At 48.5% G+C, this 21,461-nt stretch carries 20 protein-coding genes; 8 read left to right on the forward strand and 12 right to left on the reverse strand.

Annotated features, from left to right (window positions below):
• Positions 1 to 9: 9 nt before the first annotated feature.
• The 8 genes from mnhG to AUC31_RS04480 form a co-directional block, all read right to left on the reverse strand.
• Complete coding sequence (mnhG, locus tag AUC31_RS04445) at positions 10 to 423, reverse strand: monovalent cation/H(+) antiporter subunit G (RefSeq protein ID WP_237150705.1); 414 nt, start codon at positions 421 to 423, stop codon at positions 10 to 12.
• A complete protein-coding gene (locus AUC31_RS04450) occupies positions 374 to 652 on the reverse strand; it encodes a Na(+)/H(+) antiporter subunit F1 (RefSeq protein ID WP_058381188.1) in 279 nt (92 codons plus the stop codon). The genes mnhG and AUC31_RS04450 overlap by 50 nt, the downstream gene beginning before the upstream one ends.
• Positions 649 to 1,128: a Na+/H+ antiporter subunit E gene (locus tag AUC31_RS04455; RefSeq protein ID WP_058381187.1), complete on the reverse strand. Its 480-nt coding sequence runs from the start codon at positions 1,126 to 1,128 to the stop codon at positions 649 to 651. Before AUC31_RS04455 ends, AUC31_RS04450 begins: the two co-directional genes overlap by 4 nt.
• 6 nt (positions 1,129 to 1,134) lie before the next feature.
• Positions 1,135 to 2,616, reverse strand: coding sequence for a Na+/H+ antiporter subunit D (locus tag AUC31_RS04460; protein WP_058381186.1), 1,482 nt, complete (start codon positions 2,614 to 2,616; stop codon positions 1,135 to 1,137).
• Entirely contained in the window at positions 2,609 to 2,956 is a 348-nt protein-coding gene (locus AUC31_RS04465; protein WP_058381185.1) for a Na(+)/H(+) antiporter subunit C, read from the reverse strand. Before AUC31_RS04465 ends, AUC31_RS04460 begins: the two co-directional genes overlap by 8 nt.
• Positions 2,956 to 3,378 carry a Na(+)/H(+) antiporter subunit B gene (locus AUC31_RS04470; RefSeq protein WP_058381184.1) on the reverse strand — a complete coding sequence of 141 codons (423 nt, stop codon included), beginning with the start codon at positions 3,376 to 3,378 and terminating at the stop codon, positions 2,956 to 2,958. Before AUC31_RS04470 ends, AUC31_RS04465 begins: the two co-directional genes overlap by 1 nt.
• Positions 3,365 to 5,779, reverse strand: a complete 2,415-nt coding sequence (locus AUC31_RS04475; protein ID WP_058381183.1) for a Na+/H+ antiporter subunit A — start codon at positions 5,777 to 5,779, stop codon at positions 3,365 to 3,367. Before AUC31_RS04475 ends, AUC31_RS04470 begins: the two co-directional genes overlap by 14 nt.
• Positions 5,780 to 6,013: 234 nt before the next feature.
• Entirely contained in the window at positions 6,014 to 7,246 is a 1,233-nt protein-coding gene (locus tag AUC31_RS04480; RefSeq protein ID WP_058383663.1) for an MFS transporter, read from the reverse strand.
• Between the two features lie 131 nt (positions 7,247 to 7,377).
• On the opposite strand from AUC31_RS04480, the gene AUC31_RS04485 reads away from it, so the two are divergent.
• Positions 7,378 to 8,073, forward strand: a complete 696-nt coding sequence (locus AUC31_RS04485) for a peptidylprolyl isomerase (protein ID WP_058381182.1) — start codon at positions 7,378 to 7,380, stop codon at positions 8,071 to 8,073.
• A 49-nt stretch (positions 8,074 to 8,122) separates the two neighbouring features.
• Here AUC31_RS04485 and AUC31_RS04490 read toward each other — a convergent pair whose 3' ends face one another.
• Entirely contained in the window at positions 8,123 to 9,292 is a 1,170-nt protein-coding gene (locus AUC31_RS04490) for a MalY/PatB family protein (RefSeq protein WP_058381181.1), read from the reverse strand.
• A gap of 75 nt (positions 9,293 to 9,367) precedes the next feature.
• Here AUC31_RS04490 and AUC31_RS04495 point away from each other — a divergent pair, with 75 nt between their 5' ends.
• The gene (locus AUC31_RS04495; protein WP_058381180.1) at positions 9,368 to 9,628 is read left to right on the forward strand and encodes a DUF1871 family protein; all 261 of its coding nucleotides are present in this window, start codon (positions 9,368 to 9,370) and stop codon (positions 9,626 to 9,628) included.
• A 44-nt stretch (positions 9,629 to 9,672) separates the two neighbouring features.
• Here the strand turns inward: AUC31_RS04495 and AUC31_RS04500 are convergent, their stop codons facing one another.
• Together AUC31_RS04500 and AUC31_RS04505 are read right to left on the reverse strand one after the other, a co-directional pair.
• Entirely contained in the window at positions 9,673 to 9,888 is a 216-nt protein-coding gene (locus AUC31_RS04500; RefSeq protein WP_171900955.1) for a helix-turn-helix domain-containing protein, read from the reverse strand.
• A 101-nt stretch (positions 9,889 to 9,989) separates the two neighbouring features.
• Positions 9,990 to 11,327 carry a sodium-dependent transporter gene (locus AUC31_RS04505; RefSeq protein ID WP_058381178.1) on the reverse strand — a complete coding sequence of 446 codons (1,338 nt, stop codon included), beginning with the start codon at positions 11,325 to 11,327 and terminating at the stop codon, positions 9,990 to 9,992.
• A 196-nt stretch (positions 11,328 to 11,523) separates the two neighbouring features.
• Between AUC31_RS04505 and AUC31_RS04510 the strand changes: the two genes are divergently transcribed.
• Both AUC31_RS04510 and yugI read left to right on the forward strand, forming a co-directional pair.
• The gene (locus AUC31_RS04510; RefSeq protein WP_157073459.1) at positions 11,524 to 14,019 is read left to right on the forward strand and encodes a hypothetical protein; all 2,496 of its coding nucleotides are present in this window, start codon (positions 11,524 to 11,526) and stop codon (positions 14,017 to 14,019) included.
• Between the two features lie 86 nt (positions 14,020 to 14,105).
• Complete coding sequence (gene yugI / locus AUC31_RS04515; protein WP_058381176.1) at positions 14,106 to 14,480, forward strand: S1 domain-containing post-transcriptional regulator GSP13; 375 nt, start codon at positions 14,106 to 14,108, stop codon at positions 14,478 to 14,480.
• Between the two features lie 24 nt (positions 14,481 to 14,504).
• On the opposite strand, the gene AUC31_RS04520 is transcribed toward yugI, so the two are convergent.
• Positions 14,505 to 15,815: a sigma 54-interacting transcriptional regulator gene (locus tag AUC31_RS04520; protein ID WP_058381175.1), complete on the reverse strand. Its 1,311-nt coding sequence runs from the start codon at positions 15,813 to 15,815 to the stop codon at positions 14,505 to 14,507.
• Between the two features lie 139 nt (positions 15,816 to 15,954).
• Here AUC31_RS04520 and pruA point away from each other — a divergent pair, with 139 nt between their 5' ends.
• The 4 genes from pruA (at position 15,955) to AUC31_RS04540 (ending at position 21,446) form a co-directional block, all read left to right on the forward strand.
• A complete protein-coding gene (gene pruA, locus AUC31_RS04525) occupies positions 15,955 to 17,499 on the forward strand; it encodes an L-glutamate gamma-semialdehyde dehydrogenase (protein ID WP_058381174.1) in 1,545 nt (514 codons plus the stop codon).
• A 153-nt stretch (positions 17,500 to 17,652) separates the two neighbouring features.
• Positions 17,653 to 18,846: an ornithine--oxo-acid transaminase gene (locus AUC31_RS04530; RefSeq protein WP_058381173.1), complete on the forward strand. Its 1,194-nt coding sequence runs from the start codon at positions 17,653 to 17,655 to the stop codon at positions 18,844 to 18,846.
• An 81-nt stretch (positions 18,847 to 18,927) separates the two neighbouring features.
• The gene (locus AUC31_RS04535) at positions 18,928 to 20,172 is read left to right on the forward strand and encodes a Glu/Leu/Phe/Val family dehydrogenase (RefSeq protein ID WP_058381172.1); all 1,245 of its coding nucleotides are present in this window, start codon (positions 18,928 to 18,930) and stop codon (positions 20,170 to 20,172) included.
• A 110-nt stretch (positions 20,173 to 20,282) separates the two neighbouring features.
• Positions 20,283 to 21,446, forward strand: a complete 1,164-nt coding sequence (locus AUC31_RS04540; protein ID WP_058381171.1) for an iron-containing alcohol dehydrogenase — start codon at positions 20,283 to 20,285, stop codon at positions 21,444 to 21,446.
• Positions 21,447 to 21,461 lie beyond the last annotated feature (15 nt).

Raw genomic sequence — 21,461 nt, forward strand, 5'->3', positions numbered from 1 at the left:
GCGTTTTTTTTATTCGTTTTCAAGTTCTTCCTGCTGGTTGTTCTTGCGCTTTTCAATTGCAGGGCCCATATCGTCACGTACGGTTTCTTCCGCGACTTTGATGCCTGTCATATAAGCGGCGCGACCGATCAAATGTCCGGCAACCGGCTGCGTGATGAACAGGAAGGCGATGGCGATGACCATCTGCGTATTGAAGATGCCTTCATTAAACCAAAAATGGACGAACGTTCCGAGCAGGATGGATAACACACCGAGTGTCGAGCTCTTAGAGGCTGCGTGTGTCCGTGTGTAGACATCCGGCAGCCTGATGAGCCCGAGTGCGGTGACGGCGCTGAACAGGACGCCAGTGCCGATTAAAAGGATGATTAGGATATCAACGAGGATCTCGATCGAAAATCTCCCCTCTCTCCAGGAATTTCGCAAAGGCGGCCGTTCCAATAAAGGACAGGATGCTCATCAATAGAATGACCTCCAGGAAAAACTCCGTCTCAATGATCAAGGACAATAAAGCGACGATCGACACGAGCGTCACACCGATCGAATCAAGGGCGACGACGCGGTCTGCTACCGTCGGGCCTTTAACGAGACGGAATAAGAGGCCAGCAAAAGAAAAGCTGACAATCATCAAGGCAATCCAATAAAACATAATCATGACCGGCTCACCTCCAGTATGGCCCGTTCAAATGTATTCTTGATGGATGACACGGCCGAATCGATGTCTTCAAAATCCAAGGCATGGATATACAGGCGTTTTTGGTCTTCAGAAATGCCGATGACCAAAGTGCCTGGCGTTAATGTAATGAGCGCTGACAGCAAAGTAATTTGCCAGTCGTCGCTGAGTTCCGTTTCCATTTCAAAAATGGCCGGTTTGATGTTCATATTCGGACGGATGACGATGGAAAGAACTTGTATGCTCGACATGAAAAGTTCACGAAGGAACAACAGGAACAGTGAGATCAACGCCCAGACACGAAGAATGTACAAGCGTTTTGAGAAAAACCGACGCATCAGGACGATGATGCCGAGGCCGATCAAAAAGCCGATGACGAATCCGGAAGGAGTGAACGACACGGTCATGAACATCCAGACGAGCGCCAGGAAAAAATTCAATAGAACTTGTAAAGACATATTGACCTACTCCTTTAATACCGCGTCAATATAGAGCGATGGATTCAGCAGCACTTCACCTGCGTCCGAAATGAACGGCATGAAGAGTTCCGCACCGGCGCCGAGGAATACAGTCAAGGCGACGAGTATAGCTGTCGGGACGAACATCGATAGATAATGCTTCCGGTCGATCGTGACAATCTTCACCGGTTCTCCCCAGAATGCATAGATGAAGATCCGGACAACACTTAGCAACACGAGCAAGCTAGTCGCCAGGATCACGAGGCTGCCCCAGAAATGGGTGCCTTCAAAACCGCCTTGGACGATCAGCAATTTGCCCGGGAAGCCACTGAGCGGGGGTATGCCGGCCAGGCCGAATGCCGCGACCAGGAAGGTCCAGCCAAAGAGCGGATAGCTTTTGATCAAACCACCCATCTTGCGCAAATCGCTGGTGCCGAAAATGACGGTCAAGATGCCCACTAGAAGGAACAGCGCTGCTTTAATGAGCATGTCGTGCACCAAATAGAAAATGGAGCCTTCGACACCTGCTGCGTTCATTTGCGAAATACCGAACAAGATGACGCCAACCGCAATGATGATGTTGTAGATGATGATCTTTTTTACATCAAAATACGCAAGCGCCCCGACGCAGCCTGCGAGGATCGTCAAAATCGCAATGATCGCCAGCAGTTCGTGGGTAAAACCGGTATTCATCGTGAAGAACAGTGTGTAGGTTCTCATGATGGCGTAGACGCCGACTTTCGTCAGCAAGGCGCCAAACAAGGCAAGAATCGCCATGGGCGGTGCAAAATAGGAACCTGGCAGCCAGAAGTAAAGCGGGAAAATCGCCGCTTTGAAACCGAAGACGACCAGGAACAAGACGGCGATGACCGTCAGGATGCCGACTGCTTCGATCTGTGGGATCTTGACAGCCAAGTCGGCCATATTGAGCGTACCGGTAACGGAGTAAAGGTAAGCGACCGCCGAAACGAACAATGCCGATGAAATGATGTTCACGAGCAAATACTTAATTGATTCGCGCAGCTGCGGCTTTTCGCCGCCGTGGACGATCAATGCATAGGAAGCCATCAACAGCACTTCGATGAAGACGAATAAGTTGAAAATATCGCCTGTTGTAAAGGCTCCGTTGACTCCGGTCATCAAGAACAGGACAGCTGGATAGTAGAACGACTGCTCGCGCTTCACGCCGATCGTCGGGATGCTGTAGAACAGCACGAATAGCGTGACGATGGTTGAGCTTAGTACCAATAGCACTGAGAACATATCAGAAACCATGGAAATGCCGAACGGGGCAGGCCAGCTGCCGAGCGTGACGGCTTGAACGCCGTCACTGTTAACTTTCGAGAATAAAATTAGCGCAGAGGCGAGTGTCGCAACAACACCGGCAATGGCCACTGTGCGCTGCATGTGCAGTTTTTTCGGGAACAGCATCAAAATGGCGGCAAAAATCAATGGAATCACTACGGGGAACAAAAGCAAATTACTCATAATCTTCTGTACCTCTCAATAGCTCCATATTGTCTGTGCCAAGTTCCTGATAGGCGCGGTAGGCGAGCACCAGGAAAAATGACGTGACTGCAAACGAAATGACGATCGCTGTCAGAATCAGTGCCTGGGGCAGGGGATCGGCGTAATCGCCAACCGTTACGCCATCAGCCACAACCGGGGGCGCTGTGCCGCCGAGGCCGCCCATTGTCAGCAGCAGCAAATGTGCGCCGTGGCTCAGGAGGCCTGTGCCGATAATGATGCGGATCAAACTTTTAGATAGCATTAAATATACAGCCGCCATTAACAATAAGCCGATGGCAACCGACATGACTATTTCCATTATTCATCCTCTCCAATCGTTTGAATAATGGTCATCGTTACTCCTACAACAACCAAATAGACGCCTATATCAAATAACAATGCCGAGTGCAGGGATGTTTCGCCGAACAGTGGCAAATCGAAATAATCATAGGCATGTGTGAAGAATGGGACATCAAAAACGATCGATGCGCTGGCGGTTGCGATGGCAATCAACAAGCCGACAGCGGACAGCACAACGTAATTGATCGGCAAAATCTTCTTGATGGTCGGGATGTCGAACGCAAGCATCAACAAGACGATAGCGCTGGCGGTCAACAATCCGCCGACAAACCCGCCACCCGGCGTATAGTGGCCGGCGAAGAAAATATGGACAGCAAACATCAAGATGATGAAGGTCACCACTTTCGTGGCGGTTTGAAGCATGACATCATTTGTTCTCATGCTGACCCTCCTTTTTCGTGAGGCGAAGGCGGATCATCGTAATAATCCCGATGCCCGCAATGCCGAGTACGGCAATCTCGAACAAGGTATCAAATCCGCGGTAATCGACGAGAATGACGTTGACGATATTCCCGCCGCCCGCTTCTTTATAAACGGTTTCTTTGTAGAATTCAGAAATCGAAGGCATAGCTTTTTGTGAATGGGCCGATAAAGCGACCAAGGTCATTGTGACGCCGACGCCAAGTGCGACGAGTGCATTGCCAAAACGGAACTTCATGCGCTCTTCCTTGCGGCTGATTTGAGGCAAGTGATAGAACGCCAGCAAGAACAAGGCGACCGAAATGGTTTCGATGACGAGTTGCGTCAACGCCAAGTCAGGCGCGCGGAAGATGACGAATAACAATGCCACCGAGTAGCCGACTGCCCCGAGTGCGATAATCGCGGTCAAGCGCGACTTGGAGCCAAGAATCGTCAAGGTCGCACCGACCAATGCCAGCAGGATGACAATTTCGTAGACGCCAATTGGCGCCAAATTGCTGAAGTCGATCTGGAACGCTTCGTTCAAGAACAAGGTCAGCAAAACGATGAACGTCATGAAGCTGAACATATAGACGAGGTACGAACGGATAAAACCTGTCATATAAATGCGGGAGAAGCGGTTGGCTCCTCCGTCACTGAGCAGCATCATTTCGTCGTAAAGGCGGTTCAGTGAAATGGCATCCGGATACAAATCGTATAGGTGCTGCCATTTGCGCAGCGTCCAGAACATCAAGCCACCAATTGCGAAAATGCCCAGTGTCATGAACAATTCGGTATTGAAGCCGTGCCACGCGGAAACGTGGATGTCCACATTCTGCGGTGAATCATAAAGGAACGGCTGAATCGCGGCAACGGCAGGCTTGACGAGCCAATCGCCGATCAAGTTTGGGATGAAGAAAATCAATACGACCAGCGCGGCAAGAAAGACCGGTGAAATAAGCATGCCGATCGGTGCTTCATGCGCTTTTTTCGGCAATTGCTCCGGCTGATGTTTGCCGGCAAAAGTATGGAACACAAAATACAAGCTGTAGATGAACGTGAAGACCGAACCGATCCAAGCGATAATCGGGAACAACACCCACCAGACGTCCATTGAAAACATATTGAATTCCTGCAGCGATAGCATCGCCGTCAAGAACATCTCTTTACTGAGGAAGCCGTTGAAAGGCGGGAGGCCTGCCATCGACAAGGAGCCGATCAATGCGACCGTGAAACTGACCGGCATCAAACTCATCAAACCACCGAGTTTCCGGATATCGCGTGTCCCTGTTTCATGGTCGACGATGCCCGCGATCATGAACAAGCTTCCTTTGAAGGTTGCGTGGTTGATCAAATGGAAGATCGCTGCAAATGCTGCATATTTCAGATAACTATCGGCAGCGCCTTCCACGTGATAAGCGGCAGCGGCGACACCGAGCAAGGACATGATCAGCCCGAGCTGTGAGACGGTCGAGAAGGCCAAGATCCCTTTCAAGTCCGTTTGCTTCAAGGCAAAGAACGATGCCCATACCATCGTGAACAACCCGACGCCGGCGACGAGCCACATCCACACTTCAGATAAGGCGAACACAGGGGTCAAGCGGGCGACCAAATAAATGCCGGCTTTGACCATCGTTGCGGAGTGGAGATAAGCACTGACTGGTGTCGGCGCTTCCATCGCGTCCGGCAACCAGATATAAAATGGAAACTGTGCTGATTTCGTAAATGCACCGAGCAGCACAAGAACCAATGCCCAGATGAAGAAATCGTGCTGTGCAAGTTCCGGAGCCTGGGCGATCAATTCGCGGATTGAATAAGTGCCACCCATGATGCTGAGCAACACAAATCCCCCAAGCATCATCAAGCCGCCGAAGACGGTGATCATCATTGACTTCAATGCCCCGAATCTGGAGCGGTCGCGTGTATACCAATAAGCGATCAGCAAGAATGAGGAAATCGAAGTCAATTCCCAGAACAAGTACAATGTGATCAAATGATCCGATTGCACGACACCAAGCATGGCGCTCATGAAGATCAATAGATACACATAGAAGTTATGTAATTGTTCGCGGTGCTTGTCCAAATAAAAAATTGAGTACAGCACAACGAGTGCGCCGATTCCGGTGATCAGCAAGGTAAACAGTAAACTCAACCCATCGAGATACGCGACAAAGGCGATATCGAGGGAAGGGATCCAGGAAAGTTCGGATACGTAAGTGCCACCTTCCATGACTGAGGGAAGGCGGGTAGCATAGTATAAGAACAACGCTGCCGGAACCAGCAAAACGAACCAGCCTGTGTGAATCTGGCCGAGTCGTTTGAATAGCAGCGGAATAAACAGCGCTGCAAGGATCGGTATGAAAATCAGAAATACAAGAGACAAATGAATCCTCCTTCCAAAGTGGTACGTGATGAGTTTCTAATTAAAAAGTATAACGCATTCAGAGCGGTTTTGCACCGTACACCCTTGCAGCTAGGAGGAAGAGCGTAAAGATTTCATGTATTTTGTAATAGGAAGAAACTCTATAAACAGAATATTGCGAATTTAAAAAGTGTACACAAAAAACACTTGCTGAAAGAAGGACTCTCTATCCAACAAGTGTTTTTTTGGAAGATGTTAGGAGTGTTTCAGCTCTTGTTCCAAGAGTACATCTTCGAAATCCTGGTCCGGTTGTTTTTTTGTATACCAGAGGAAAACGAAGGCGAAAACGAATAATGATCCGGTTACAACGAAGACGGAAGAAATTCCGATAAACCCACTGACGATGCCGCCGAACATCGGCCCGACGATATTCCCGAGAAAGCGGAAGCTGGTGTTATAGCCCATCACTTCGCCTTGGATATCGATTGGTGCTTCGCGGCGCATCAGGGCAGTCGTTGTCGGAATCATGCCGCCGACCGCTACCCCAAAGAACAAGCGCAGAACGATCAGCTGCCAAAGCTCGGTGACAAAGGCTTGTGGGATGATGAACACAAACGCCAGCAGCAACAGCAAGCCGAGGATCTTCTCATAGCCGACCGAATCCCCGAGCCGCCCCCAGAGCCTAGCGAACAGCAAATTGCCGACGCCTGTCGCACTGAAAGTGACGCCTGCGAGAAAGGCTACTTGTGCAGTGCCTTCCGTCAATTCCGCCACATATAAAGACAATAAGGGCTGGATGCTGAAATTGCCGATTTGAATCAAAGCTGTGATGATCATGACATTCAGCAGCAAACGGTGGTGCAAGATGCCGTGAATCACGGTGCTGCGCGCATAGACATGGGCACCTTTTCGTTTCGGCTTGCGGATTTCTTTCAGCCCGAAGACGACAAACAATGCGGCGATGCCAATGATGGTGGCTGTGATGAGGAAGGTGTATGTGAAACCGAACGCATCCGCCATTAAGCCGCCGATCACCGGGCCGAACAAGGTGCCTGATACACTGCCCATTTGAAGCGTGCCGAGCGTCTTGCCGGCTGTCTCCTTGGACGTTTGGGAACTGACGAAAGCAAGGGAAGTCGGGATGAATCCCGTAACGACCCCCATGAACAAGCGGATCATGAACAATCCGAGTACGGAATCGGCCGTCCCCATCAAAAAGATGCTCGTGGCAATCCCGAAGCCATTGATAATTAGGATCGGCTTAAAGCCGTATTTGTCGGCGATGCGTCCCCATACCGGCGACATGAACAACGCGGCAACAAAGGTCACGCCAAATACCAGCCCTGACCAGCGCTGCACATATTCATCCGAAAAATTGCCGAGTGATTCGATGTACAGCGACAAAAACGGCATAATCATCGTCGTGCTGCCGGCGACCAGGAAATTGGTAAACATGATGATATAGAAATTTCTTTTTTGAGTATCCAGTTGGAACCCCTTCTTTCTAAAAACCAAAACTCTACCTATATTATATAATAGTTCGTTACCCGAAAAAAGCAGAATAAATTACCACTGTATTCTGAATTATTCTATGCTAGAATAAAGCGGGGTGAAACGAAATGAAAAAAACTTTATGGTCAGTAATGCTACTGTTCTCTGTCGTTACGTTAGCAGCTTGCGGGAGCTCAGGAGAACAACAAGAGACAGGCAGCACGGAGCCTGCTCCAACAGAAGAATTGCAAGGCTATCCGCAGCTTGAACCAGGTATAACGGAAGAAACGGTTGTGGATATGAATACATCAGAAGGCACGATCCGCATCCGGCTATTCCCGGAAATCGCGCCAAAAGCGGTAGAGAATTTCCTGGGGCATGCCGAATCTGGTTATTATGACGGCGTTATTTTCCACCGCGTCATAGAAGACTTCATGTTGCAGACCGGTGACCCGACCGGCACAGGAGGCGGGGGCGAAAGCATTTACGGTGAGCCTTTCGAAGATGAATTCAGCGACCGGCTATTCAATTTCCGCGGCGCTTTGTCGATGGCAAATGCTGGGCCGGGAACGAACGGCAGCCAGTTCTTTATCGTGCAGGCAAAAGAAATAAAAGAAGGAAGTGCCTCTGATTACCCGGAAGAAATCACGGCAGCTTACGAAGAAATGGGCGGAACGCCTTGGCTTGACGGGATGCATACAGTCTTCGGGCAGGTCGATGAAGGCATGGATGTCGTCGACAAAATCGCAGCTGTCGAAAAAGGCGCAAATGATAAACCGCTTGAAGACATCGTCATCGAATCGATCGACATCATCGAGCAATAAGAAAAAGCTATCGCAGCGGGCGATAGCTTTTTTCTTTTTTCCAAACATATCAACGGAGTGCGCGGATGACTCGGCTGACACCATCTTCTAAGGTCTGTGTTGGGCACGCGATATTCATTCGCAAGAAACCGCGGCCGGCTTCACCGTATTTCGATCCCGGTTCAAGCGCCACTTTGCCTTTTTCAAGCAGGCGTTTCATCACTTCGTCTTCGGTGAAACCGAGCGCCCGGTAATCGATCCACAATAAATATGTCGATTGCGGTCTGCGGATCTTCAAGCCAGGCAATTCGCCTTCGAGCCGTTCCACCGCATAATCGATATGGTGTGCTAACACTTCGAGCAATTCATTCAGCCACGGTTCACCTTGTTCGTATGCGGCTTTCCATGCAACAGGCGCAAATGCATTCAAAGAGCCGGTGCCATGTGCTTGCATATGCTGTTCCAAACGAGAGCGTTTATCGGAATCGGGAGAAACGATCATCGCCGCTTGAATTCCTGCCAGGTTAAACGTTTTTGTCGGGGCGATGCACGTGAAGATGCGGTTTCGCTCGCTGCCGGCAACCGACAGGAGAGGGGTATGGGTTTCCCCAGCATGGATTAAGTCACTGTGGATTTCATCCGAAAGAATCAACACATCATGGCGTGTGCACAACTGGACGATGTTCTCCAATTCAGCAGGTGTCCATAATTTGCCTCCGGGGTTATGCGGATTACACAAAATGAACAACCGTGCTTTTTCAAGCTTGGCTTCGAAATCAGCCCAGTCGATGGTGTACTCGCCGTCTTGCTCTGTCAATTCGGAGTACAGGACCCCGCGTCCAAGATTTCTAGGGATGGAGAAAAATGGCGGATAGACAGGCGGCGTCACCAGCACTGAATCGCCTACTTCAGTAAAGACATCGATGATGCTGGCCATGGCCGGGATAACCCCTTGATGAAACAGCATCCAATCCGTTTGGACGATTAAGCCATGCCGCTTTTCCAGCCAGTCCGCGGCTGCTGTTTTACATTCTTCGCATATGTATGAATAACCGAAAATCGGATGTTCCAATCGTTCTCGCAAAGCGTCAGTCACTGGAGGCGGAGCCGGAAAGTCCATATCCGCAACCCACATCGGCAATATACCGGATGCATCCTGGATTCCATAGACTGACTCCATCCGCCCCCATTTCACCGAACGGCTGTCCCGCCTGTCATGTGTTTGTTCGAACAAATTCAAAGCAATCTCCTCATTTCTTTTTGGTTTCTATGATATTATAGCTGTTAACGATACAGGAATGATAGGTGAAAACGAATGGATACGGTGGACATGGATAAAAGAGCGCTGAGGATTATGGAAGGGTGGGACCCATTTTCTGTCGGCACTGGCGAGTACCACACAGAAGCGAATGATGTCATCGACAGGCTGCACGATATCGACCATCCATCAGATTTAGCGAAAGCGATCCAAGGCATATACGAATCAAGCTTCAAGCAATGGATTCCGCTTGAGAAATGTGTGGAAGTTTCCTATAAGCTATTGGCCGTAAAGTATGAAGCAAAACACATCATTTGAAAAAAGCCGAAATAAAAAAGCTCCGGCACATTGCCGAAGCTTTTTTATTTTGTAGTTTCCAATCCGTCAAGCAAGTTGGAAGCAGGTACTTCGAGTGCATTTGATAGCACAAGGATCGTTTGGACGGACGGTACTTCTTCGCCGCTTTCATAGGATTCAAGGCGCGCTGTGCCGATGCGTGTCTTTAAAGACAAGTCATCGAGCGACAAATTGCGTTCTTCCCGCAGCATTTTCAATTGGGTGTGCAAATCTTTTTTCAAAGTCATACACTCCTTTTCTTAAAGACTTCCTTCTAGCTCTATCATACCACGCGGGAGTGTTTTCTTACATAAAGAGTTGTGGCATTTTTCGAACAATGGAATCAGGTGAAGATATCGATCATGCCGTTGATAAAGACGATGATGATAGCGGCCGGTGCGACGTAGCGGACTAGGACACGCCATACTTCGACCCATGTCTTTTGCTGTGTCAATTCATCGTGCGCATCTTTATTGCTCAGGACATATCCCGCAAACAGGGAGATGAACAATGCTCCGAGCGGCAAGCCGATGCGGCTCGTCAAGATATCCACGAAGTCAAAGAACGTATAGCCGAAGAAAACGGGCTCGCTCATGACGCCGAACGATAGGGCGCTTGGGATGCCGACTACAAAGATCGCCAAGCCGATAATGAATGCCAAACGGCGGCGGCGGTCGTATTTGTTCTTCACGGCGATTGAGACGGTGATCTCAAGCATCGAAATGGATGAAGTCAAAGTCGCGAACAATAAGAGGATGAAGAAAATGATGATCAGGAATTGCCCCATGAACAATTGGTCAAAAATGGCCGGCAAGATAATGAAGACAAGGCCTGGCCCCTGATCCGGCAAGTAATCAAGTGCGAATACTGCAGGGAAGATAATCAATCCAGCCATGATGGAAATGACGATGTTTAGAGTCACCACGCTTACAGCTGATCGCGTCAAATTCTCGGATTTCTTAAGGTAAGATGCATAAGTGATCATTCCGGCGACGCCGACGCTCAAGGAGAAGAACGCTTGCCCGAGAGCGACAAGTGCCGTTTCGAAATTGAAGAACGACCAGTCAGGCACGAACATAAAGCGGACGCCTTCCATTGCCCCGTCAAGTGTCAACGAACGGATCATCAAGATGACGAAGAAGATGAGCAAGGCTGGCATCATGATTTTGCTGGCGCGTTCAATGCCGGCCTTGATGCCGCCTTGGACGATCCAGATGGTTAGTCCCATGAACGCTGCTTGAGCGATCAGCACTTCCCATGGATTGCTGATAATGCCGCCGAACAACTCGGCAAAATCTGCATCGCCTAGCCCCGACAATTGCAAGGTAACGGCGCGTACGAGATATGATAGCACCCAGCCGCCGACTACACTGTAAAAGGAAAGGATCAAGAAAGAAAAAATAAATCCGGACCAGCCGATCAAATACCACGGCTTTCCGGGTGCTTGTTTTTTGAGTCCGCTGACAGCATCTGCCTGTCCGCGGCGCCCGATAACGAATTCAGCAAGCAAAATCGGCAAGCCGATCAAGACAGTGCTCAGGATGAACAGCAAAATAAACACGCTGCCCCCGTTCGCTCCGGTTTCGTATGGGAACTTCCAGATCGCCCCGAGGCCGATTGCACTGCCGGCTGCTGCGAGTATGAAACCGATCTTGGACGTCCATTGTTCACGTGCTTTCATAATTGGTTCCTCCTAAATCGATTAGATTTTACTATTTTACACGAGCCTTTCAGAAAAAAATAGAATTATTTAAAAATACCATGAAATTCTTCTGTATAATAGAAATAAAAGGAAATTCACGAGAAAGAGAGCTGATGGAGAGATGGATGAAAACAGCAATCCAGTAAGCGGGAATAGTCGAAACGATGAACGGGACATGGCCCAACTGATAGAAGCGCTCAGGCGATTTGCTTATCAAAATGGCATGGCGGCCGAACAGACGGATGTCTTTACCAGGCAGGTCCAGGAACGTGTAGTTAAAACGGATATTACGGGCGATCAGGAGATAAATCTCTATCGTGCCGCTGCAGCGCAATTAGCGCAATTTCCCGATCTGCAAAACGACGGCAATTTGATTGGCTTTCAAGAAGATCGTGAAAGCCATTTGGCGCTGCAATCACTTCCGGTCAATAAGCGCATGGCAGCTGTTCTCCATTTGGTAAATGGCCATAAAATATCTTTTGCATCACGAGTGCTGCAACTGGAAGAACAAGAGATGCTCGGTTACATAGACAGCGCAAAAAGCGAATTGGCAAAAAAGTTGGCCATAGAAGATCAACAAGAACTGACGCAACGGCTCGAATTCCTGGCTAAATCCATCAAGCGGGTCAAGCTTCCAGATCGGGAAGCACCGATTGAAGAAAGCCCGGTTATTGATGAACAGCAAAAAGAGCAAGTACCGAAAGTGAAAAAACCGGCCATCTGGCTTGTTGCAGCATCGATCGCTTTGCTTGCCGGAGTCGTCGGGGCATCCTTTTTCTTCGACAGCTTCCGCCTGCCATCTGCCTCGGAAGCATCAGAAGGGCAGCTGACGCAGGAAATGGCAGATGAGATGGAACAGCAATACGAGGAAACGAGGGAAAATGCCAAACAACGCTTAGGGGTGGAAGAAGGGCAATTTGCGGAGTTCACCTTTGTAGCTAACGCCGATCAAGAAAAAGACGAGCTGTTCAGCCGCAGCGAGCTGCAACAGCACAAAGACGACGCGGAACTTTTCACTCAACAGATGGAAGAGTTGATCTGGATGATCGAAACGCCGAAAGGAATGGGCGAATCCTTAGCGAACTCAGGCCATATGCCAATCGATGAAATGGACCGTTTTATAGAACTGTATTTGATGAAAACAAATGAACTGCAGGATTTTGCAGAAAACATTTTAAAAAATAACGAAGAACAATTACCCGCTGCATCCGAACATTATGGCGAGCCGCAGTTATTAATAGAAGATATCCCGGACGCATCTGCTGAACTGGAGCAATTGCTTGCTGCATGGCCAGAATACGGGCTGCGCTTCCGTCTGTCAGATCCTGACAGGATGCATTTGTTGACGAAGGATACGGAATCATTGCAATGGCTTCCGCAATTCCAGTCGCACCCATTTGCGAGTATGTATCTGGAAATTTTTTCTTACTACCCTTATTTTGATGAGCAAGGCTGGCTTATAGAGCCATTCCAACTCTCCCACGAATTTTACAAGATGCTCTACGTGTTGGTCGAAGAACCGACCGATAGTGAACTAAAGGCCGAAATCGAAGTCATATATGAGCAAACCGTCTGGCAAATCACCAAAGGCGCGGAACAGGAGATTTATGCAGAAGGTGTTGTCAAACCCGAAATCCGCGAACTTTGGAAAATGCTGACCCTTTATGACCCATTGGCTGCAATCTTAGTGCCGGTGATCGATGAAATGGAAGACAGCGGCTGGCAGCAATCCGACTCTTTGGATCGCTTGGAGTATGGAGACAGCCTGAAGATGCTCAAGCTGGAACAGCAAGGGCAGCTGAGTTCAACCTTGCCAAACGGTGATTTTCCATTAGAGTCGGAATTGGTAGACTTGGCGGACTTCGATTACGATCGCGTCAAGGAACTGTATGCGCGTTTCAAACAATCCTATGATATGGATTTGCTAGCCGGCGTGCAACCGCTGGATATTTACTTCCTTTATTTTTATGCCAACCAGGAGAAAGACCCGGCAACGATGTATCATCTTTTGGCGGACAGCAAACTTAAGCCAAGCCTGGAGAAGTATAAGGCAGACTGGGAGCAGATTCCTGAATTGACGGAAAATGCACTTTGGGTAGAAATTCAGCAAGAAATGACGCAGCGCATCTACAAGAAAGTGATGATCCAACCGATGGTGATGTACGAAGAGCAAGATATCGGATTCCACCGTGCCAATCCGCTGCAACCGGCTTTAGTGACGGAGCGGGACCGTATCTGGCTCGTTCAATACCAGCAGCAAGAATTCTCTCAAGCGCCGGATCCGGAGTTGCAGAAACAGGGTATGGAGGCGTTTAAAACATTGGCGAATCAAGAGAAACTGCCTAAAAATACGTCGCCGCTCGTCGTCACCTATGCCTTATTGCATGCAATCGATCAAGAAGACGCAGCGGTCGCCAATGCCTTGCTGGCCCCCGGGACCGAGGGTCAGGAAATCGAGTTTTGGCGCAATTTTGCCGGAAGTCATCAAGTCGCAGGTTTCGATAATTTGAGGTCAGTGTCATTCACGGCAACGGATTTAAATATCGAAAATGAAGTGGATGCCAGTCTTGAAATTTTATATGAAATAGAGGACACCAGTGAATGGTCCGAACATTTGAATATGAAGAAAACGCCCGATGGATGGCGCTTCGAGTTGTTTCCTAGTTACTGATTTTACTCTTATAAGGAACCTGTGCTATAATATACAGATGCCAATAGGTGTACAGTAATTTAGATAAAGACTAGGAGCGGTTAACTATGACAAAAACGTATCAAACAGGAGATAAAGTCTCCGGCAAAGTAACAGGAATCCAGCCATACGGTGCATTCGTTGCACTTGACGACCAAACACAAGGACTTGTCCACATTTCAGAAATTACGCACGGTTATGTGAAAGAAGTCAGCGAATACTTGTCTGTTGGACAGGAAGTAGACGTGAAAGTATTGGACGTCGATGCTAAATCGAAAAAAATCAGCTTGTCGATCCGCGCGTTGCAAGAACAGCCGCCGGCAGCTCAAAAAAGCGAAAAACCACGTCAATCTCTTCAATCACACGTGAATGAGAATGATTCTGAAGGATTCAACTCCTTGAAAGACAAAATGCAGGAATGGATCAAACGTTCCGGCCAATAAGCATATTAAAACGCACAACCGACGTTAAGTCGATTGTGCGTTTTTTTTGATTTTCCGCAAACGGTATTGAAGATTCTGGCGGCTCATGCCAAGCGCCTGGGCTGCTTTTGTCACATTGCCTCCGTATAGATCCATCGCTTTTTCCAAATAGTACATTTCCGCTTCCTGCAAATACTCCTCGAGCGGCAGCAAGTCCTTATCGGAGCGGACCAGAAAATCCTCCGGCTGAAGCGACCCGCTTTGGGTTTTTAGCTTGAAATGGTGCGGGAGCATGGAAGCCGTCACTACTTCCTGTGTCGTAACGAGCGACGTGATTTCATCCAACAGCAATTCGAGTTCTTTCAGGTTGCCCGGCCAGTCATAGCTGAGGAATAATTTCTCCACTTCTTCTGACAAAGAGCGTATGACCGATCCGACTTTCATGCGGTGCCTGGAGAAATAATCATCGACAAACGGCAGGATGTCTTCTTTCCTGCGGCGCAATGGTTCCACTTTGATGGTCATGGCCGAGAAGAAATAATATAAATCTTTTACTAGAGTATTAGAAGAGATCAGCTCGACGGGATCGTCACCGACGCTTGCAACAAAATAACAATCGCCTGCCGCATGCCGTTCAACCACTTCAAGCAATTGCATCTGCAAGGCGCGCGGCAACAAGTCGATGCGCTCACAATAAATCGTGCCGTGCTGCATGCGTTCGATTTCCTTATCCAACTCATCAATCAACCGGCTATCGGTACCATGACAATACAGAATATGCATTGGAAGCTCAGAAGCATGGGCGGAATGGATGGCTTCTGCGAGCAGCTCTTTGCCAGTTCCGGATTCACCGACCAATAATACCGGAAGTTTGGCGGCGGCAGCTTTTTCTGCACGGGCAATAATGTTTTTCATGCTCGCCGATACGGCAGTCAAGCTCGCGAATGTAATCGGTTCCTCGTACTTTTTTAATGGCTGGTAGATAACCCGCTCCAAGGTCGTGACATCCCGTGCGAGTTCAATCGCGCCGATCAGCACTTCGCCTTCAAAGACCGGATAACTGTCGTTGATGGTGGTGATCTCCTGCCCTTTACGGTTCCAATAGGTTTGCTTGATATTCAATATTGGGGTTCCACTCGTCAGCACTTGAAGCAATGTGCTCTGCGTTTGGTCGAAACGGAACATCTCCAAAAGCGACCGGTCCGTTAATTCCTGAAAATCAAAGCCTTCGATTTCCCGCATCTTGCGGTTATATAAAATGGTTTTCCCTTTGCTGTCGATAGCGTGTATCCCTACAGCCACGTGATCTCCAGCGAATTTATAAAAAGGGGCCAAGTCTATTTGCTGTTCGTTCATGGCCATCACCTCAAAATTATTTTGACTTTTTAGATTAAAATGCTTGAAAAACGCAACAATCTTTTGCATTATTATAAGTGGAAACAGATTAAGAGTGCAAATTTTTTTTGCGCTCGCTCAATTAGAAGGAGGATTCCCAATGATTCCCTACAAACATGAACCATTCACAGATTTCTCGATCGAGGAGAATCGCAAAGCATACTTGGAAGGCCTGAAAACGGTTGAAGGATACCTTGGCCAGGATTACCCGCTAATTATCGGCGGAGAACGCGTAACGACTGAAGACAAAATCGTTTCATTCAATCCGGCGGATAAAGAAGAAATCGTTGGGCGCGTCTCCAAATCAAATAAAGAACTCGCAGAAAAAGCTATGCAAGAAGCGGACGCTGCCTTTAAAACATGGAAAAAAGTGAAACCTGAAGTACGTGCAGATGTGTTGTTCAGGGCAGCTGCGATCATTCGCCGCCGTAAACACGAATTCTCTGCGCTACTTACTAAAGAAGCAGGCAAGCCTTGGAATGAAGCAGATGCAGATACTGCAGAAGCAATCGATTTCCTAGAATACTACGGCCGCCAAATGCTGCGCCTCAAAGACGGCATGCCAATGGAAAGCCGCCCTGGCGAATACAACCGCTATGACTATATCCCACTTGGCGTCGGCGTCGTCATCTCTCCGTGGAACTTTGCATTCGCGATCATGGCGGGTACAACAGTGGCAGCGATGGTAGCAGGGAACACGGTACTATTGAAGCCAGCTTCAACTACTCCGGTTGTCGCTTATAAATTCATCGAAGTATTGGAAGAAGCAGGCATGCCAAAAGGCGTCGTCAACTATATTCCTGGACCGGGAGCTGAAGTCGGCGACTATTTGGTCGACCACCCGAACACTCGCTTCATTTCATTCACAGGTTCAAAAGAAGTGGGCTTGCGCATCGCAGAACGTTCTTCGAAAGTGAATGAAGGACAAATCTGGATGAAACGCTTGATCGCTGAAATGGGCGGCAAGAACACAATGGTCGTCGACAACAACGCAGACCTTGAGCTTGCTGCACAATCCATCGTCAAATCCGCTTTCGGCTTTAGCGGACAGAAATGTTCTGCCGGATCACGTGCTGTCATCGTAGAAGATGTCTACGACGAAGTACTTGAGCGCGTAGTGGAATTGACAAATGAACTAACGATCGGCAACACAGTTGACCAGTCGAACTTCATGGGTCCTGTCATTGATGGAAACTCATACAAAAAAATCATGGATTACATCGAAATTGGCAAAGGCGAAGGCCGCCTAGTTGCTGGTGGAGAAGGCGACGATTCCACAGGATTCTTCGTGAACCCAACAGTCTTCGCTGACTTGGATCCACAAGCCCGCATCATGCAGGAAGAAATCTTCGGGCCGGTTGTTGGCTTGATGAAAGCAAAAGATTTCAAAGAAGCGATTGATATCGCCAACAACACAGAATACGGCTTGACTGGCGGCGTCATCACCAACAACCGTGAACACCTTGAGTATGCACGCGACGAGTTCCATGTTGGTAACTTGTATTTCAACCGCGGCTGCACAGGCGCAATCGTCGGTTATCAATCATTCGGCGGATTCAACATGTCCGGTACTGACTCAAAAGCAGGCGGACCAGACTACTTGGTTCTTCACATGCAAGCTCAAACAACTTCTGAGATGTTTTAATTATTCGTTTAATGGTATAATGATGCGCAAAAGGCAGACTTCGTGTCTGTCTTTTTTTAAAAAAGGTACCGTTAAGCGCATTCATCTAGAGGCAATATTTCACGAAACTTTCAGGCTCAGCGGGTCTCGCCTTAATTTAAGGAGGAATTTGGAATGACACAAACACAGTCAATTATTGAAAAAACAGAACAGTACGGGGCAAAGAACTACCATCCACTGCCAATCGTTATCTCGAAGGCGGAAGGCGTATGGGTCACGGATCCAGAAGGCAATAAATTCATGGACATGCTCTCTGCTTATTCGGCAGTGAACCAAGGCCATCGCCACCCGAAAATCATTCAGGCATTGAAAGACCAAGCCGACCGTGTGACTTTGACGTCGCGCGCTTTCCACAACGACCAATTGGCGCCATGGTATGAAATGATTTGCAAGATTTCAGGGAAAGAAATGGCTTTGCCGATGAACACGGGAGCGGAAGCTGTCGAAACAGCCATCAAAGCCGCACGCCGCTGGGCATACGACGTTAAAGGCGTTGAAGAAAACAAAGCAGAAATCATTGCATGCGAAGGCAACTTCCATGGCCGGACGATGACTGCCGTCTCACTTTCATCTGATCCTGAATACCGCAGAGGCTTCGGCCCGATGCTTCCTGGCATCAACATCGTTCCGTTTGGTGATTTGGAAGCATTGAAAAATGCCATTACGCCAAACACTGCAGCCTTCCTCATCGAGCCGATCCAAGGCGAAGCCGGGATCATCATGCCGCCAAAAGGCTTCTTAAAAGCAGCGCGCGAACTTTGCCGAGAAAACAATGTCTTGTTCATCGCTGACGAAATCCAGTGCGGCCTTGCACGTACCGGCAAAATGTTCGCTTGCGAATGGGAAGATGTAGATCCGGATATGTACATTCTTGGGAAAGCACTTGGTGGCGGAGTATTCCCGATCTCTTGTGTTGTTGCAGACCATGAAGTACTTGGCGTCTTTAACCCAGGTTCACACGGTTCCACTTTCGGCGGCAATCCGTTAGCGTGCGCCGTATCCATCGCTTCCATGCAAGTCATCCAAGATGAAAACCTCACTGGACGCTCGCAGGAGCTCGGCACTTACTTCATGGATGAACTGAAAAAACTAGACCATCCTGTAATCAAAGAAGTCCGCGGACGCGGCTTGTTCATCGGGATGGAATTGACTGAAGCTGCGCGCCCATACTGCGAACAGCTAAAAGAACTCGGGCTTTTGTGCAAAGAAACGCATGATACAGTCATCCGTTTTGCACCACCATTGATCATCACGAAAGAAGAGCTAGACTGGGCACTTGAGCGCATTCACCAAGTGTTCACAAAATAACAATCGATGTGGCAAATGAAAGTTTGCCATGTTACACTAGATGCGAGTAATTACTAAAATACAAAGAGGCGAAACTAAACAATGGCTGAAAACTTGAACTTGTTGACGTCAACGCAGGATGTCATTAAAATTGCATTGGATAAACTTGGATACGAAGATTCGATGTATGAACTTCTGAAGGAACCGATGCGGATCTTGGAAGTGCGTATCCCGATCCGGATGGACGATGGGAAAACCAAAGTGTTCACGGGATTCCGTGCGCAGCATAACGACGCTGTCGGCCCAACTAAAGGGGGAGTTCGTTTCCACCCTGATGTGAACCGCGACGAGGTTATCGCGCTTTCCATGTGGATGACATTGAAATGCGGAATCGTGGACTTGCCATATGGCGGCGGTAAAGGCGGCATCATTTGCGACCCGCGCGAAATGTCCATGCACGAAATCGAAAAGCTGAGCCGTGGCTATGTACGCGCCATTAGCCAGATTGTCGGGCCGAACAAGGACATCCCTGCGCCGGATGTATTCACAAACTCGCAAATCATGGCCTGGATGTTCGACGAATACAGCAAGATTGACGAATTCAACTCACCAGGATTCATTACAGGTAAGCCGATTGTGCTGGGCGGCTCACAAGGCCGTGACAAAGCAACTGCACAAGGCGTTACGATCGTGATCAATGAAGCAGCGAAAAAACGCGGACTTGACATGAAAGGCGCACGCGTCGTTATCCAAGGATTCGGCAACGCAGGCAGCTTCTTGGCGAAGTTCCTTCACGATGCAGGAGCCAAAGTCGTTGGTATTTCCGATGCTTACGGTGCACTGCACGACCCAGAAGGTTTGGATATCGATTACCTTCTCGACCGTCGTGACAGCTTCGGTACCGTTACAACGCTTTTCGACAATACCATCACCAATAAAGAATTGTTCGAAATCGACTGTGATATCCTGGTGCCGGCAGCAATCGCCAACCAGATCACAGAAGAAAATGCACACGATATCAAAGCTTCTATCGTAGTCGAAGCTGCAAACGGGCCAACAACGGCTGAAGCAACGAAAATCTTGACAGATCGCGGAATCTTGCTGGTCCCTGATGTGCTTGCGAGTTCAGGCGGTGTTACGGTTTCTTACTTTGAATGGGTGCAGAATAACCAAGGTTATTACTGGACGCAGGAAGAAGTTGACGAGAAGCTCGAGAAGAAATTGGTGGAAGCTTTTGAGAACGTATACAATGTAGCTACTAACCGCAATATCGACATGCGCCTTGCCGCTTATATGGTTGGTGCAAGAAGAACTGCAGAAGCCTCACGCTTCCGTGGATGGGTATAAAAAACAACCGCTCGGCTGATGCCGAGCGGTTTTCTTATGCTCAATGTTTTGCTTTTTCAGGATTGAAAATTCATAATGAAATCTGAACGTATATCGGAGGAGGAGATTAGATGAACGCATTTTCTTTCTATAACCCAGTCAAATTGATTTTTGGCAAAGGGCAATTGGAAGCATTGAAAAACGAAGTGCCGAATTATGGCAAAAAAGTATTGGTTGTATACGGCGGAGGCAGCATCAAGAAAAACGGCCTTTACGACGAAGTTATGGCCACACTAAATGACATGGGCGTTGAAATCCATGAACTTTCTGGCGTAGAGCCAAACCCGCGCCTTTCAACAGCAAAACGCGGAATTGAAATCTGCAAAAAAGAGAATATCGATATGCTGCTAGCAGTTGGCGGCGGTTCTGTCATCGATTGCACGAAACTCATTGCAGCAGGAGCTAAGTACGATGGCGATGCATGGGATTTTGTTACACGCAAAGCAACGCCTGAAGAAGTATTGCCTTTCGGAACAGTCTTGACGTTAGCAGCAACAGGCTCTGAAATGAACGCCGGTTCTGTTATCACGAATGAAGAAACAGAAGAAAAATACGGCTGGGGCAGCCCGTTAACATTCCCTAAATTCTCTATTTTGGACCCAACATACACGAAATCCGTCCCACGCGACCATACAGTATACGGCGTGGTGGACATGATGTCGCACATGTTTGAACAGTATTACCACAATGCAACGAATACACCGGTACAGGACCAGATGATCGAGGGCGTGCTGCGTGCAGTGATTGAGACAGCTCCGAAGCTCATGGAAGACCTTGAAAGCTACGAGCACCGTGAAACGATTCTTTTTGCCGGAACGATGGGTCTTAACAACTTCCTGCAAATGGGCTATAACGGAGACTGGGCATCGCATAATATCGAGCATGCGGTCTCTGCGATTTACGACATTCCACATGCAGGCGGCTTGGCCATTCTATTCCCGCAATGGATGCGCCACAATGTACCAGTCAATCCAGCGCGATTTGCACAGATGGCTACTCGCGTGTTCGGAGTCGACCCGTCAAACAAATCTGAAGAACAAATCGCAAACGAAGGAATCGACCGTCTCGTTGAATTCTGGACGTCGATTGGGGCTCCAAGCAGCCTGAAAGATTACGACATCGATGATTCCCGTTTCTCGGACATCGTTGACAAAACATTAGTCTATGGCGAGTTCGGCAATTTCAATAAATTGAACGGGGAAGATGTAGAAAAAATTCTACAAGCTTCGTTGTAATATAGAAAAAATCCC

The organism is Planococcus rifietoensis (assembly GCF_001465795.2).
In the GTDB taxonomy this organism is placed as follows: Bacteria; Bacillota; Bacilli; order Bacillales_A; family Planococcaceae; genus Planococcus; species Planococcus rifietoensis.

Coding starts and splice junctions, on each gene's coding strand:
- AUC31_RS04450 (WP_058381188.1), bottom strand. CDS start 652: ATGATTATGTTTTATTGGATTGCCTTGATGATTGTCAGCTTTTCTTTT.
- AUC31_RS04455 (WP_058381187.1), bottom strand. CDS start 1,128: ATGTCTTTACAAGTTCTATTGAATTTTTTCCTGGCGCTCGTCTGGATG.
- AUC31_RS04460 (WP_058381186.1), bottom strand. CDS start 2,616: ATGAGTAATTTGCTTTTGTTCCCCGTAGTGATTCCATTGATTTTTGCC.
- AUC31_RS04465 (WP_058381185.1), bottom strand. CDS start 2,956: ATGGAAATAGTCATGTCGGTTGCCATCGGCTTATTGTTAATGGCGGCT.
- AUC31_RS04470 (WP_058381184.1), bottom strand. CDS start 3,378: ATGAGAACAAATGATGTCATGCTTCAAACCGCCACGAAAGTGGTGACC.
- AUC31_RS04485 (WP_058381182.1), top strand. CDS start 7,378: ATGAAAAAAACTTTATGGTCAGTAATGCTACTGTTCTCTGTCGTTACG.
- AUC31_RS04495 (WP_058381180.1), top strand. CDS start 9,368: ATGGATACGGTGGACATGGATAAAAGAGCGCTGAGGATTATGGAAGGG.
- AUC31_RS04505 (WP_058381178.1), bottom strand. CDS start 11,327: ATGAAAGCACGTGAACAATGGACGTCCAAGATCGGTTTCATACTCGCA.
- AUC31_RS04510 (WP_157073459.1), top strand. CDS start 11,524: ATGGCCCAACTGATAGAAGCGCTCAGGCGATTTGCTTATCAAAATGGC.
- yugI (WP_058381176.1), top strand. CDS start 14,106: ATGACAAAAACGTATCAAACAGGAGATAAAGTCTCCGGCAAAGTAACA.
- AUC31_RS04520 (WP_058381175.1), bottom strand. CDS start 15,815: ATGAACGAACAGCAAATAGACTTGGCCCCTTTTTATAAATTCGCTGGA.
- pruA (WP_058381174.1), top strand. CDS start 15,955: ATGATTCCCTACAAACATGAACCATTCACAGATTTCTCGATCGAGGAG.
- AUC31_RS04530 (WP_058381173.1), top strand. CDS start 17,653: ATGACACAAACACAGTCAATTATTGAAAAAACAGAACAGTACGGGGCA.
- AUC31_RS04535 (WP_058381172.1), top strand. CDS start 18,928: ATGGCTGAAAACTTGAACTTGTTGACGTCAACGCAGGATGTCATTAAA.
- AUC31_RS04540 (WP_058381171.1), top strand. CDS start 20,283: ATGAACGCATTTTCTTTCTATAACCCAGTCAAATTGATTTTTGGCAAA.